This window comes from Metaclostridioides mangenotii, from assembly GCF_017873185.1.
Classification (GTDB): domain Bacteria; phylum Bacillota; class Clostridia; order Peptostreptococcales; family Peptostreptococcaceae; genus Metaclostridioides; species Metaclostridioides mangenotii.
Map to the genome: position 1 here is coordinate 261370 of NZ_JAGGJX010000001.1, position 13526 is coordinate 274895.

Consider the following 13526-nt stretch of genomic DNA (forward strand, 5'->3'; position numbering starts at 1 on the left):
TAGAATAGTTTAAATTTCTAAAGGCTTTGTCTATAATAGCTTATTTCTAAACATAAATATTGCGACAACTGTACATATTATAGTTGTAACAAATACAACCATCCAGAATCCTAACGGGCCGGTATCAAATGGTATACCGTTTACGTTCATGCCGAAAAATCCAGATATAATTGTTGGAATTGAAAAGATCAATGTAACAACTGTTAAAAATTGCATTACGTTGTTCTGATTGTTGTTTACTATGGCGCTAAAAGCATCCATGATTCTACTAAGTATGTCTCCGTATATTTTAGCCATTTCAACGGCCTGTCTGTTTTCAACTATTACGTCTTCAAGTAGGTCTTCATCATCTGGGTATTTTTTTAGGCTAGTAAAACGAACCATTTTATTTAATACCATTTCATTAGCCTTAAGTGAAGTAGAAAAGTATACTAGAGATTTTTCAAGTTCTAGTAATTGTACTAGCTCTTTGTTTTTCATAGATTTATGTATCTCTTTCTCTATAGCAATAGTCATCTTATTTATTCTTCTAAGATAGTTTAAGTAGTAACTTGCATTTTTTCTAAGGATCTGAAGAACAAATCGCGTTTTTTTAAAAGTATAGAAATCTTTAATATGTCCTACAATAAAGTCGTTAAGAATTTTAGTCTGTGAGTTACATACTGTTATAATTGCATTATCCATAAGTATAATACCAAGCGGTATAGTAGAGTAGTGTGATGAATTTGAGCTACTCTCATCAATAGGAATATCTATAAGTATCAATGTATGGTTATCTTCAGCTTCTATTCTTGAACGTTCCTCTTCATCCAGTGCAGCTTCAAGGCTCTCAGTATCTAAATCTAGCATATTAGACACAGAGTTGATCTCTGTCTGAGTAGGTTCAATTAAGTTTATCCAACAGTCTTGTTCAAAGCTATTCAATTTTTCTAGTTTTGTTTCAATAGTTTTATAATATCTTATCATTGCAACACGTCCTTTTATCTAGTGATGTTCTAGACACTATACTATTATACAATATCTTTGTACAATTTCCTATAAAAAGAAATTTTAGAACAGTTTTTAACAATTACTTACATTCATTATATAATAATATGAATCAATTAAGTAGTCAAAGATCGAACTTTTATAAAAAGATAATTTTCCTAAAATAATGAAATTCGAATTAGATAAGGTATAATTTATAATTTATCTGGAGGATAAAAATTTAACAAGAGGGAACTTATATTATGAATTTTAGCAAGAAAGCATTATCATTAGGTTTAGCAATTTCTATTGGTGTTATGTATATACTTATATTAAATGCTTTGGGATCAATTGGAAAAATTCAAGGCGTTGATATATACAAAGCTGCAGCATTATGGTAGATAAACAAAATTATTCTACTGCTATATTAGTAAACTCAGATAAAATTTTGGCGGATGGATTAAATGCAAGTTGATTAGCTGGGGCTGTTGATGCCTATTTTACTTACAAAGCAGCAAGAATTTTTTGTAATACAAACGAATAGAATATAGGTGTAGTACATTATTATCTATCATTATGATATAATTGCTTTATAAACGCAATCTAAAGTACATAGATAAAATGTATAAACTATTCATTTATTAAGGAGGTAACGGTATGAGTACTTTTAAAAAAATAAGTCCTAATGAAATACCTAGAAATCCAATAGATATGATAAGCAATGAGTGGATGTTGGTTTCATCGGAAAAAGAGGGAAGAGTTAATTCTATGACCGCTTCATGGGGTGGAGTAGGATTTTTATGGGGTAAAAATATAGCATTTATATTTATAAGACCTCAACGTCATACAAAAAAATTTATAGACAACTCAGATACATTTTCTTTAACTTTCTTTGATAAAAAATATAGAGAAGATCTCACATATTTTGGAAGTGTTTCTGGAAGTGAAGAAGATAAAGTAGGAAAAATAGGTTATAAAGTTCTACATGAAGATGGAGTACCTTATTTTGAGGAAGCTAATCTATCTATTATATGCAAGAATGTATATAAGCAGAAATTGGATCCAAATGGATTTTTCGATGAGAGCTTGATTAAAAAATGGTATCCAAATAGTGATTTCCACGAAATTTATGTGGCTGAAATCACGGATGTACTGGTAAAAGAAGATTAGTTTTATAAGAATTGTGCTTTTAATAGCAAGGCATAGAAAATTTAAAGGCTAATAATATAGTAGATTTAAAATTAATTTTTATATACAAAAAAACCCCTATAGATTAGACTTTCTTATTATTTGTCAATCATATAAGGGGTTTTTCGTTTATTTGACAGTATACGTATAACAGTATACAGACCTTTTGCATTATTAAAGCTTTGATGTAAGATCAGATATAACTTCTTCAACAGTGGAAATCTTATCTATTTTATAAGCTTCACTTCCACTAAATATTAGAGCATTGTCTAGATCTCCCTTGACACCATTTATTAGTGCTTGAGAAATACAATAAGGCGTTTCTTTTGGATTACAGGGAATAAGACAGTTGTAGCATCTTTTCACTTCTTGTCGGCTAGTTTCTACAGTTTCAATAAATTTATTTCTTATAGCTCTTCCAGGTAGTCCAACTGGACTTTTTACTATTTGAATATCTTCTTTTTTAGCATTGACTATAGCCATTTTAAAATTATCGTCGGCATCGCATTCCTCAGTGGCAATAAATCTTGTGCCTATTTGAACACCTGATGCTCCAAGGTCAATGAATTTTTTTACATCATCCGAAGAGAATATTCCCCCAGCAGCTATAACAGGTATATCTTTATTGAACTTTTCTCCATAATCTTTAGCTATTTTAAGAATTTCTGCAAACTCGTTATCATAGTCAATTCCTTTGATATCCTCAAGATCTTTGTTGTTAAATCCAAGGTGACCACCTGCATTTGGACCTTCAACTATCAACATATCTGCTGTAGTTTGATCTTTTCTATCCCACATTTTAAGTATAACTTTAGCAGCCTTTGCACTCGATACTATAGGAGCTATTTTTGTGTTAGTACCTTTAGTTAAAGATGGCAATTTAGTAGGAAGCCCAGCTCCTGAAATTATTAGATCTATACCAGATTTAATTGCTTCTTTAACATAAGTTTCATATTCTTTCATAGCCACCATAAAGTTGATTCCAACAATACCGTTGTTAGAAATTTCCTTAGCTCTGTTGATATGCTTTTTTAAAGCTCTTAAATTTGCATTTATAGTATTAGTTTCAAAATCTTCCTCATCATATCCAATTTGGACTCCAGATAGCACTCCTATGCCACCTAGCTTTGAGACTGCACCTGCCAAAGATGATCTAGAGATGCCAACGCCCATTCCTCCTTGAATTATAGGAATCTTTGCAACTAAATCTCCGATTATTAACTCTTTTATAATAATCCCTCCTGATTTTCAAAATAAAAGTACTAGATTATAACACTTAATATTATTACCTAGTACTAATTATTATACTATAAAATTTGAAATTAGACTATATTTATATATTATAGTTAAATTATATTTTTAAATATAGTTAACTACTGCACCGTTTAAATCACAGCTTAAGTCCTTTATATCCCATTTAGAATCAGACTTAGATAAATAAGAATTCATATTGTTTTTAAAGTTTTCATCCTCGAGGATAAGAGACATAATTGTAGACCCTGATCCGCTTATAAATACTCCTAAAGCACCTATATCATTTGCATGATCTATAATGTTATCATATCCCTTTATTAGAGTACCTCTGTATTCTTGATGAAGCTTATCTTGGCATGCAATCTTTAACAGTTCAAAATTTTTGTTTAACAATGCTGATATAAGCATCGAAACCCTGCCAACATTGAATACTGCATCCACATGAGAAACCTCTGTTGGAAGTACATTTCTTGCTTGTTCAGTAGAGAGTTTAAACTCTGGTATAAATGCACAAAATTTTAATTCTTCTGGAACTCTTACTACATCATAATGAAGATTATCACCATCTGATATACATACCATCATATTTCCAAATATAGCAGGAGCTACATTGTCTGGGTGACCTTCAATTTCACATGCTATTTTTAGAAGCTCATCTTTACTCAAATTTGATTCAGATAGTGCATCTGCAGCCATTACACCTGCAACTATACAAGTAGCACTGCTACCAAGACCTCTGCAAATAGGGATGTTGTCCTCTATTATAATTTTTACGCCGCTTGGAACTTTAGCAGGTTTTACTTTATCAAAGAAGTACTTCATCGATGAATAAACTAGATTGTTTTCATTTTTATACTTATTTTCACAGCCTTCTATGATAAGTCCTTTATTTATTTCTTCAAAATAAAATTTATTATATAAATTAAGTGCGATACCTAGGCAGTCAAATCCTGGGCCCACATTTGCAGTTGTTGCTGGAACGATTATTTCTATCATAATTTTCACCTATACCTTTAAGAATTTTTTGATTTCTGATTTTAATTTATCTTTATCAGAAATACTATTGTGAAGTATTTCTGCATCTTTTAACTTTAATATTGAGTCAGGAATCTCTACATTAGATACATCTCTTAACTTACCTACTATTTCAAAGTCGTCTAAATTAGAATCTTTGTATCCTAGAGAATCTAAAACGTCTTCAGAGAACTTATATGGGTTTGCTGTACTTACAATTACAGTCTTTGTATCGTCTGAAGTTTTTTGTACATATTTTTCATAGCAGTTGTAAGCAACAGCAGTGTGAGTATCTATAAGGTAATCGAAATTATCAAATACCTTTTTTATAGTTTTTCTAACGGATTCTTCATCAGAGTATTCCGCTGAGAATGAATCTAAATTATTTTTCATATCTTCATCAATTTCGTAAACTCCTTTTGAGCTTAGCTTATTCATTAGATTTTTTACTGTAGATTGATCTCTATCGCAAACTTCAAATAATAGTCTTTCAAGATTGCTAGATATTAAAATATCCATTGAAGGGGAAGAGGTCAGTTTTAAACTCCTATTTTTGTCATATTTTCCTGTTGCAAAAAAGTCGTACAACACATTGTTGTCATTAGAGGCACAAATAAGTTTATTTATAGGTAGCCCCATTTGTTTAGCATAGTATCCTGCAAGTATATTACCGAAATTTCCTGTTGGTACTACAAAATTGATTTTATCATTTAGGCTTATTTCACCAGTAGACACCAAGTTCATATATGAATAAAAATAGTAAACTACTTGAGGTAATAATCTACCTATATTTATTGAATTAGCAGAAGAAAGTACATATCCACTATTTGAAAGCTCTCCCTCAAATTCTTTATCTGAAAATATATTTTTAACTCCAGACTGTGCATCATCAAAGTTTCCTCTTATGCCGACTACATGTGTATTTTTACCTTTTTGAGTTTTCATTTGAAGTTTTTGTACTGCACTGACTCCATCTTCTGGAAAAAATACAACAATTTTGGTGTTTTCTACATCCATAAAACCTTCAAGTGCTGCTTTTCCAGTATCTCCTGAAGTTGCAGTTAGAATTACAACTTCTTTATTTAATCCTCTTTTTTGTATAGCAGTCTTCAGAAGATATGGCATTATAGTCAGCGCCATATCTTTAAAAGCGAGTGTAGGTCCATGGTAAAGTTCTAAAAAGTAAGAACCATTAACTTTGTTTAGATTCACTGCATTTTCATATTTAAATTTATTGCCATAAGCATTGTTTATACATTCTTTAATTTCATCATCTTTAAAATCTGTTAAAAATTCTTTTAAAATATCAAATGCAATTTGAGAGTATGTTTTGCCTACATAATTTTTAAGTTTATCGGTTATATTTGGAAAATGGGTTGGAACATAAAGCCCGCCATCATTTGAGATTCCTTTTATTATTGCTTGCGAAGATGCTGAAATATCTGTATTTCCTCGAGTACTTATAAAGTCCATATTTTCTCCTCCATATTCTCCATTTTTACTTAAATCAATATAAATATATATTTTTTATTAATTTTAAATATCTGTTTTTTATTAGCTAAAAGCTATTATTACTTGAAAATTTTCAATAAAAAAAGATTCCCGTCCCTAAAAAGGGACGAGAATCTTATTCCCGCGGTTCCACCCAAATTGATTTATATAAAATCCACTTGTACTTTAACGTAAGTTAGACGTCTATTCTTACTAAGATCTATTGATAACTTCAGATAGAAGCTCATAGGTAGTTTTCAATCCCTCTAGTTAAGGAAACTTTTCAGTCGGTGGGTTTCCATCTCTGTTAACTGATTTAGATTTACTCTTCCTAATCATTGCCTTTTATTATTTATAATATTATTATTCATTCTATGAAAAAAAATCAACGCTGTCAAGCGAAATTTTGAAAAAAAGAAATAATTTCATTTTTAGAAATATTTAAATAATCATTGGTTAGATATCGTTTTATATAAAAAGTCAACTATTTAGACAGCAAAAAACAATAACTACTTAAATAAATACAATTATATTTAGGTGTATTAAATTAATTTTTTATAGAAAAATAATATTTTTTTTGAATTATCATATGAAAAATTATATCATTAATAAAAAATAAATTTAAAAATAGATTCTGAATGGTACAGCGCTATTTACCCATTGCTTAATTAAATGCCTAGAAGATAATTATGATAAAAAAATGACAAAAATTACCTTGTAAATATCAACTAAAAAATAAAACTATATAGATAATTAAAAAGCTTTAATTGTCTAAATTACTGATAATTAAAGCTTTTTAATTTGTTAAATTATAATTGTTTTGGGTATAATAAATAATACAATAAATTAGTTACAAAATATTAACCTATTTTTTATTAAAAAATTAACTATAATATAAATGGGGCATAAAGCAGATCATTAAGAAATTATACAAAATAAAATTTAATAAATAAGGAATCTTTTCAAGTAAAGTTCATATTCAATTCATATGACAAGCTTACAATACTATAAAAGGAGGCGATGTAATGGCAATACTACTAATATCAGCTGGATTGATATTATTCATGTATGGACTATCAGTATTATCATATATATCAGATTCAAACGCTTTGGATAATTTATCAAACGAAAACTAATAAAAAACATCGACATTGATAATAAATATAAGTATTAGTATATAAGCTGTAAATATAGAAGTTTTGTATTTACAGTTTTATTATGTATAAAAATTTATTTTACTTAGCGTAAAAGTTTCTATATACTTAAATTATAAAAAGTAAAAATTTAAAAAAATATATATAAAGGAAAGTGGGAAGAATATGAAAGATTTAATTGTAATAGGTGCTGGCCCAGCAGGATTAACTTCAGCTCTTTATGCGGTTAGAGCAGGATTAACTGTAGCTGTTTTTGAAAAGAGTGTTTATGGAGGACAGGTTACTGGTACTGCTGAAGTTGAAAACTATCCTTCAATTCAAAAAATCTCTGGATTTGAATTTGCTAACAATATATATAATCAATCTATAGCTCAAGGAGTTGAAATCAACTTTGAAGGGGTAGAAAAAATAGAAGACAAAGGAAACTATAAAGTAGTTAAGACAGCTTCAGGAGAGCATGAAACAAAAACTGTAATAATAGCAAATGGAGTTGAAAGACGTAAATTAGGATGTAAAGGTGAAAAAGAATTCACTGGAAGAGGTGTAACATACTGTGCAACTTGTGATGGAGCTTTCTTTAAAAAACAAGATGTAGCAATTGTAGGTGGAGGAAATACAGCGCTTGAAGATGCACTATTCCTAGCCAATAACTGTTCAAAAGTCTACTTAATACATAGAAGGGACTCATTTAGAGGTGATAAGATACTTATAGATGCAGTGCTGAAAAGAGAAAATATTGAGATAATCTACGAAAGTGGGGTAGAGGAAATAGCAGGAGATACAAATGTTAAAGAAGTAAAAATCAAAAACCTTAAAGACGAATCAATAAGCACAATAACTGTAAGCGGAATATTTGTTGCAATAGGGCTTGAACCAAAGAACCAAATGTTTAGCAATATTTTAGAATTAGACAAAGCTGGTTATATAGTAGCTGATGAGACTTGCACTACTAAAATAGAAGGTGTATATGTAGCAGGAGACAACAGAACAAAGTTTTTACGTCAAATAATAACAGCAGCAGCAGACGGAGCAATAGCAGCCGTACAAGCAGCAAACTACGTAAATACAGGAAAATAAATTCAAAACAAAGAAAATAAATGAAGTGGTAATTAAATATTTATAAATAAAATGGATATTGTTAATGAAATAGAAGTTATTAAAGAAATTACTACTATCTATTAAGCAGACATTAGAGATGAAGTAGCTATTATTAACGAAGTAGCTGTCCTTAATAAAATGGTTTTTATCGGTTATAGAATAAAATAAAGAATGAGACATTGTCTGGATATGATTTGACGTCCAGCATGCCTCATTCTTTATTTTGTTTTATAACCGATGACAGTTATTTTAACACCTTTAATCCCATTTTTACTACCAGCTACCTCTACCGCCACCACCAAATCCTCCACCAGAGAAGCCTCCTCCAGAAGATCCGCCATTGCCAAATCCACCGTGCGAACTACCCTGTTTAACGATTGGTACTGTTGTAGTGCGTAGAGAACCCATAGAACGATTGAAAGAACTTATCCATAAAACACTAGAGAAAGTGTCGTAATTAGATCCATGATACCATGTTGGTTTAGGAATTGATAATTGTTCAAATTTCTTTGCCCATACATTAGATACCCCCAACACATATGCGTATGGCAGTACGTGATAGAAGTAGGTTGGATCTTCTTGAACTAGTAACTCTAGGCGATCTTTCTCAGCATATTTTATAAAATCTTTAAATCCTAGAATTTCTTCTAACCACACGTGACCCTTTGCACTACGTTTTGTTGGTGAAACTAATATGATAATACATATAAGAATAACAAACAAAGAAATCGCAGTACTGGTAGATGATAATTCAACAAATCTTAAGCAATATACTATCAATATAAAGAGATTTATTAATCCAAGTGAAATATATAATAATGCTATTTTGCCTTTTTTCATTTTATATCTGTATTTCCCGATAAATAGCCAAGGAATAAATACAATAGTGAAAAATATTGAAATTAAACCAGCCATAAATAGAGCGGATGATACTATTAGATAGGTCTGATAGTTGTTTAAGAAAGAAGTGATAGCTATTACACTCAGAGACAGTATAAATGCTAGAAACTTTAATAATCCTGAAGTTCCTGCAAAGATACGATTATCTTGTAGTGCGAATTTACCTGCAATTTTAGCAGCAGTTGCCTGAAATTCTTCTCCAATATTTTTTTTCTTTAGATCTTCAAAGCTTACACGATCTTTATAGAGAATTTTATTAAATAACATCTGTTCGTATTGCTCTAATTGATTATCTGCATCCTTAATTTTTTCTAGTTCAAATGAATTTTTTCCTTTTTCGTGAATATTTAGATATCCTTTTGTAGCCCACTCTATTACAAGAGATGTGGTATCCTCATTATTTGCAGTTCCGTCTATTACATATCCGATTTCGGCACTGTTTAAACCTTTAGGAGGCTCAAATGATACAATCGGAATTACTTTATTGATTTTCCCCTTTTTAATATAGTAGAGTAGAAGTAGAGCTCCTAAAGCACCTAATATTATCATAGCAACGGTAGTGCTGCCACTAGATTCTGGGTAATTGAAGTATCCATCTTCTAGATTTACTTTTATTGTAATTCCTTCATAAGGACTTAAAAATTTATTATAAGCACCGTAGATAGTATTGCCTTCTACATGGTATGTTACATTATTATTACCAGTGTTTTCATTTCCATATTTGCCACTGGTAAAATTGATTTTACTAGTATCAAATTTCTTTGGCATATTAATTGCAAATGAAACATTGTATATATGAGCATCTATATTTGTTGGGATTATATTCATATACAACATTTGTAATCCGTCTAAATCTAAATCCCTTGTGTAGATGTCATAAGTTAATACGTAGGATTCCTTACCAGTAAATTCGTAATCTGGATTTCCTGCTTTTATTACAACACTTTCCTGACCATACTCAACACTGTATTTATGGTCTTCTACATTTATATTCTTGACAGGGAATACATAGTTTTTTTCACCATTCCCAAAATCCATTTTATATTGGATAGGTATTTCACTATATAAACCGTGGCTAGGCACGAAGAAACTCATATTGATACTCTCTTTAACATGAATGACTCCATCTTCTTCTATATCCATTACAACATCATAAGAATTCATTTGAAAGCTCTCATATGCAAATACATTACTAGTTGTAGTGAAAAATATTAAAAATAGAAATAATAAACTCAATATATGATTTTTAAACCTTTTCATATACCCTCCTTAAAAAAGATATAGGTAATCCTATATCTTTTAAAATGAAATCTTAATATTGTCGCGATGTGATTCTTCAATTTCAAATAACGGTTGCTTCTTAAATTTAAATATTGAAGCTATGATATTTGAAGGGAATGATTCACATTTTGTATTAAATTCTCTTACAATTGCATTGTAGTATTTACGAGCGTTTGCGATCTCGCCTTCCATTGATTTTAAATCATTCTGCATAGTTATAAAATTTGTATTTGCTTTCAAATCAGGATATGATTCGCTTAATGCAAATAGGTGAGATAGTGTAGACTGCAATGATTTTTCATTTGAAATCTTATCATCGATTGATGTAGCATTCATTGCAAAATTTCTCGCTTGTATTACTTTTTCTAATGTTTCAGATTCGTGTTTGGTATATCCTTTTACCGTTTCTACCAAGTTAGGAATTAAATCATAACGTTTCTTTAAATACACATCCATAGTGGAAAAGGCTTCTTCTAATCGATTTTTTAGTTTTATAAATCCATTGTAAGAAGCAATAAGCCAAAAAACAATAACAGCAATTAATACAATAATTATTATTAACATAACATCCTCCTTTCTTTCCTTTTGATAGTATAACATAATTATATATAACTTATATCGTTTTTATACTCTTGTAGTACTAAATAATAAAAAAGCCAACTAAAAAATTGATTAGTTGGCTTTAATGCGATAACTATATATATTATTAAGACTAACTACTTAGCTTGTCTTGATCTATTGTATCTAAGTCTATCGTGCTCATTTAAAAGTTTTTTTCTAAGTCTTATAGAGTCTGGAGTAATTTCGACAAGTTCATCAGATTCTATAAATTCAAGAGCTTCCTCTAAAGTAAATATCTTAGGAGGAGATAATTTTATCGCATCATCCGAACCAGAAGCACGGACGTTACTCATCTTTTTATTTTTACATGGGTTTACTACCATGTCGTCTTTTCTTGAGTTCATAGCTATTATCATACCTTCGTATACTTCAACACCTGGATCAACAAACATTGTAGCTCTGTCGCTTAAAGCACTTAGAGAGTATCCCATTGTTACGCCAGGTCCTTGTGCTATTAGAACACCATTGTTTCTTGATGGTATTTCACCTTTAAACTCTTCAAATTGTTCAAATGATCTAACTAGAGTACCTTCACCATGAGTAGAGTTTATAAATTGGCTTCTATATCCTAAAAGTCCACGAGTAGGTGCTAAGAATTCTACTTTTACATAGTCTCCTTCAGATGCCATAGACACCATCATGCCTTTTCTAAGACTTATCTCATTTATGACAGTTCCAGAGTAAGTGTCAGGACAGTTAACTATAACTCTTTCAATTGGCTCTAAAAGTTTTCCATTTTCATCTTTGTGCATTAAAACCTCTGGTTTAGATACTCCAACTTCATATCCTTCACGTCTCATGTTTTCTAGAAGTATTGATAAGTGAAGCTCTCCACGTCCAGAAACCTTAAATCCGTCAGTCGTATCTAGAGGATCTACTCTAAGTCCTACGTTTACTTCTAATTCTTTCTCAAGTCTATCTCTTAATTGTCTAGTAGTAACTAGTTTACCGCTTTTACCAACAAAAGGAGAATCGTTAACTAAGAAGTTCATAGACAGAGTAGGCTCTTCAATTTTAATCATTTCCATTGGAAGAGGATTGTTTAAATCGCAAATAGTTTCTCCAATTGATATATCAGGAATACCAGCTATAACAGCAATTTCTCCACTGCAAGCTTCATCTACTTCTACTTGATTTAAACCTTCATAAACTGATAATTTAGAGATTTTTCCTTTTGATACGACATCATTGTCTTTACATATAGAAACAGTTGATCCGTTTTTAAGAGTTCCTTTAGTTATTCTACCTATACCAAGTCTTCCGATGTAGTCATCATATGCTAGTGCAGATACTTGGAATTGTAGAGGTTCTTCATTGTAGTCTGGGTAAGCAGCAACATGACTAGTAATTGTTTCAAATAGAGGAGAAAGGTCAGTACTTTCATCTTCCATCTCTTTTTTTGCAATACCTTGTTTAGCTATTCCATATATTATAGGGAATTCACATTGTTCATCAGTTGCGTTTAATTCAACAAATAAGTCGAAAACTTCATCCACAACTTCTTCTGCTCTCTGATCTTTTTTATCTATTTTATTTATAAATAGAATTGGCTTTAATCCGCATTCTAATGATTTTTGAAGTACGAATCTAGTTTGAGGCATAGGCCCTTCACTAGCATCTACTAGAAGTAAAACTGTATCAACAGTTTTCATAACACGTTCAACTTCAGAAGAGAAGTCACTGTGACCAGGAGTATCTACTATGTTTATTTTATAATCGTTGTAATTTATTGCGCAGTTTTTTGAATAAATAGTAATTCCTCTTTCTTGTTCGATATCATTACTATCCATTACACGGTCTCTAACAGTTTCATTATCCCTAAAAACTCCACCTTGAGATAAAAACGCATCCACTAGAGTAGATTTACCTGCGTCAACGTGGGCAATTACCGCGATATTTATGATTTTATGCTTTAATAACATTTATGTTGCTCCCTTCAAATTAAATAACTTATTAATTATAGCACAGTAAGTTCCCGTGTACAAGAAAACATATTGTATATAGTATAAAAATGTTTTTAAATGTTGAAAAAAATTGTATATATTGGAATTGCTGTTTATATCTGATAATTTCTTTAAAGAAATATACATAAAGGGCAATATAGTAGAACAATTAGAAAAACATTTAAGAACCCCTAAGTGGAATAGAGAAAAAAATTAGGGGGGATAAAAGATAAGTATCGCTAAAAGGTAGCTACTTTTCTTTGTGACTCTTCCGTAGTATGCGTATAAGTATTTAATGTTATGCTAATATTTGAATGTCCTAATCTTTTCAGAACATCTCTAGGTGTAACTCCATTTTGTATTAACATGCTAGCGTGAGTAATCAATTACTTTATGAAAATGGAATATTGAAAAAAGATAAAAAGTATCTTATTCTAAAAGCAGGGTTAAATAATCTGGGGGATGTAGATAATGAATAAATCTTTGTTAAGCAGTAAAAAGCAAGACTGGGAGAAGCCAGATTGGCTGTTTAGAGAGTTGGATAATCTGTTTAATTTTGATATAGATGTTTGCGCAAATCGTTATATTGTAAAAATCAATAGACACGTGAATTGAA

The 13526-nt window shown here is 30.4% G+C and carries 12 protein-coding genes and 1 other annotated feature; of the genes, 4 read left to right on the plus strand and 8 right to left on the minus strand.

Annotated elements, in window-relative coordinates; genetic code table 11:
• Positions 1-30: 30 nt before the first annotated feature.
• Positions 31-966, minus strand: a complete 936-nt coding sequence (locus J2Z43_RS01330; protein WP_209455506.1) for a magnesium transporter CorA family protein — start codon at positions 964-966, stop codon at positions 31-33.
• A 263-nt stretch (positions 967-1229) separates the two neighbouring features.
• Here J2Z43_RS01330 and J2Z43_RS01335 point away from each other — a divergent pair, with 263 nt between their 5' ends.
• Positions 1230-1367, plus strand: a complete 138-nt coding sequence (locus J2Z43_RS01335; RefSeq protein WP_209455507.1) for a hypothetical protein — start codon at positions 1230-1232, stop codon at positions 1365-1367.
• Positions 1368-1623: 256 nt separating this feature from the next.
• Positions 1624-2136 carry a flavin reductase gene (locus J2Z43_RS01340; RefSeq protein ID WP_209455508.1) on the plus strand — a complete coding sequence of 171 codons (513 nt, stop codon included), beginning with the start codon at positions 1624-1626 and terminating at the stop codon, positions 2134-2136.
• A 192-nt stretch (positions 2137-2328) separates the two neighbouring features.
• Here J2Z43_RS01340 and J2Z43_RS01345 read toward each other — a convergent pair whose 3' ends face one another.
• From J2Z43_RS01345 to thrC, 3 genes are all read right to left on the minus strand, one after another.
• Positions 2329-3387 (minus strand): NAD(P)H-dependent flavin oxidoreductase, encoded by a 1059-nt coding sequence (locus tag J2Z43_RS01345; RefSeq protein WP_334299282.1) that lies wholly within the window; start codon positions 3385-3387, stop codon positions 2329-2331.
• A 126-nt stretch (positions 3388-3513) separates the two neighbouring features.
• The gene (gene thrB / locus J2Z43_RS01350) at positions 3514-4404 is read right to left on the minus strand and encodes a homoserine kinase (protein WP_209455509.1); all 891 of its coding nucleotides are present in this window, start codon (positions 4402-4404) and stop codon (positions 3514-3516) included.
• Between the two features lie 9 nt (positions 4405-4413).
• Positions 4414-5895 (minus strand): threonine synthase, encoded by a 1482-nt coding sequence (gene thrC, locus J2Z43_RS01355; protein ID WP_209455510.1) that lies wholly within the window; start codon positions 5893-5895, stop codon positions 4414-4416.
• Positions 5896-6033: 138 nt separating this feature from the next.
• Positions 6034-6261, minus strand: a binding site (T-box leader).
• Between the two features lie 971 nt (positions 6262-7232).
• Between thrC and trxB the strand changes: the two genes are divergently transcribed.
• Positions 7233-8144, plus strand: coding sequence for a thioredoxin-disulfide reductase (gene trxB, locus J2Z43_RS01360; protein WP_209455511.1), 912 nt, complete (start codon positions 7233-7235; stop codon positions 8142-8144).
• Between the two features lie 294 nt (positions 8145-8438).
• Here trxB and J2Z43_RS01365 read toward each other — a convergent pair whose 3' ends face one another.
• The 4 genes from J2Z43_RS01365 to J2Z43_RS01380 all read right to left on the minus strand — a co-directional run bounded on the left by J2Z43_RS01365 (position 8439) and on the right by J2Z43_RS01380 (position 13278).
• Positions 8439-10325 (minus strand): DUF2207 family protein, encoded by a 1887-nt coding sequence (locus tag J2Z43_RS01365; protein ID WP_209455512.1) that lies wholly within the window; start codon positions 10323-10325, stop codon positions 8439-8441.
• A 39-nt stretch (positions 10326-10364) separates the two neighbouring features.
• Entirely contained in the window at positions 10365-10910 is a 546-nt protein-coding gene (locus tag J2Z43_RS01370) for a LemA family protein (protein ID WP_209455513.1), read from the minus strand.
• Between the two features lie 152 nt (positions 10911-11062).
• Positions 11063-12889, minus strand: coding sequence for a translational GTPase TypA (gene typA, locus J2Z43_RS01375; protein ID WP_209455514.1), 1827 nt, complete (start codon positions 12887-12889; stop codon positions 11063-11065).
• 260 nt (positions 12890-13149) lie between these two features.
• Positions 13150-13278 (minus strand): tyrosine-type recombinase/integrase, encoded by a 129-nt coding sequence (locus J2Z43_RS01380; protein WP_209455515.1) that lies wholly within the window; start codon positions 13276-13278, stop codon positions 13150-13152.
• A gap of 103 nt (positions 13279-13381) precedes the next feature.
• Between J2Z43_RS01380 and J2Z43_RS01385 the strand changes: the two genes are divergently transcribed.
• The gene (locus J2Z43_RS01385) at positions 13382-13525 is read left to right on the plus strand and encodes a hypothetical protein (RefSeq protein WP_209455516.1); all 144 of its coding nucleotides are present in this window, start codon (positions 13382-13384) and stop codon (positions 13523-13525) included.
• Position 13526: the final 1 nt, after the last annotated feature.

Coding starts and splice junctions, on each gene's coding strand:
- J2Z43_RS01380 (WP_209455515.1), bottom strand. CDS start 13,278: ATGTTAATACAAAATGGAGTTACACCTAGAGATGTTCTGAAAAGATTA.
- J2Z43_RS01340 (WP_209455508.1), top strand. CDS start 1,624: ATGAGTACTTTTAAAAAAATAAGTCCTAATGAAATACCTAGAAATCCA.
- J2Z43_RS01365 (WP_209455512.1), bottom strand. CDS start 10,325: ATGAAAAGGTTTAAAAATCATATATTGAGTTTATTATTTCTATTTTTA.
- J2Z43_RS01385 (WP_209455516.1), top strand. CDS start 13,382: ATGAATAAATCTTTGTTAAGCAGTAAAAAGCAAGACTGGGAGAAGCCA.
- thrC (WP_209455510.1), bottom strand. CDS start 5,895: ATGGACTTTATAAGTACTCGAGGAAATACAGATATTTCAGCATCTTCG.
- typA (WP_209455514.1), bottom strand. CDS start 12,889: ATGTTATTAAAGCATAAAATCATAAATATCGCGGTAATTGCCCACGTT.
- trxB (WP_209455511.1), top strand. CDS start 7,233: ATGAAAGATTTAATTGTAATAGGTGCTGGCCCAGCAGGATTAACTTCA.
- J2Z43_RS01335 (WP_209455507.1), top strand. CDS start 1,230: ATGAATTTTAGCAAGAAAGCATTATCATTAGGTTTAGCAATTTCTATT.
- J2Z43_RS01370 (WP_209455513.1), bottom strand. CDS start 10,910: ATGTTAATAATAATTATTGTATTAATTGCTGTTATTGTTTTTTGGCTT.
- J2Z43_RS01330 (WP_209455506.1), bottom strand. CDS start 966: ATGATAAGATATTATAAAACTATTGAAACAAAACTAGAAAAATTGAAT.
- thrB (WP_209455509.1), bottom strand. CDS start 4,404: ATGATAGAAATAATCGTTCCAGCAACAACTGCAAATGTGGGCCCAGGA.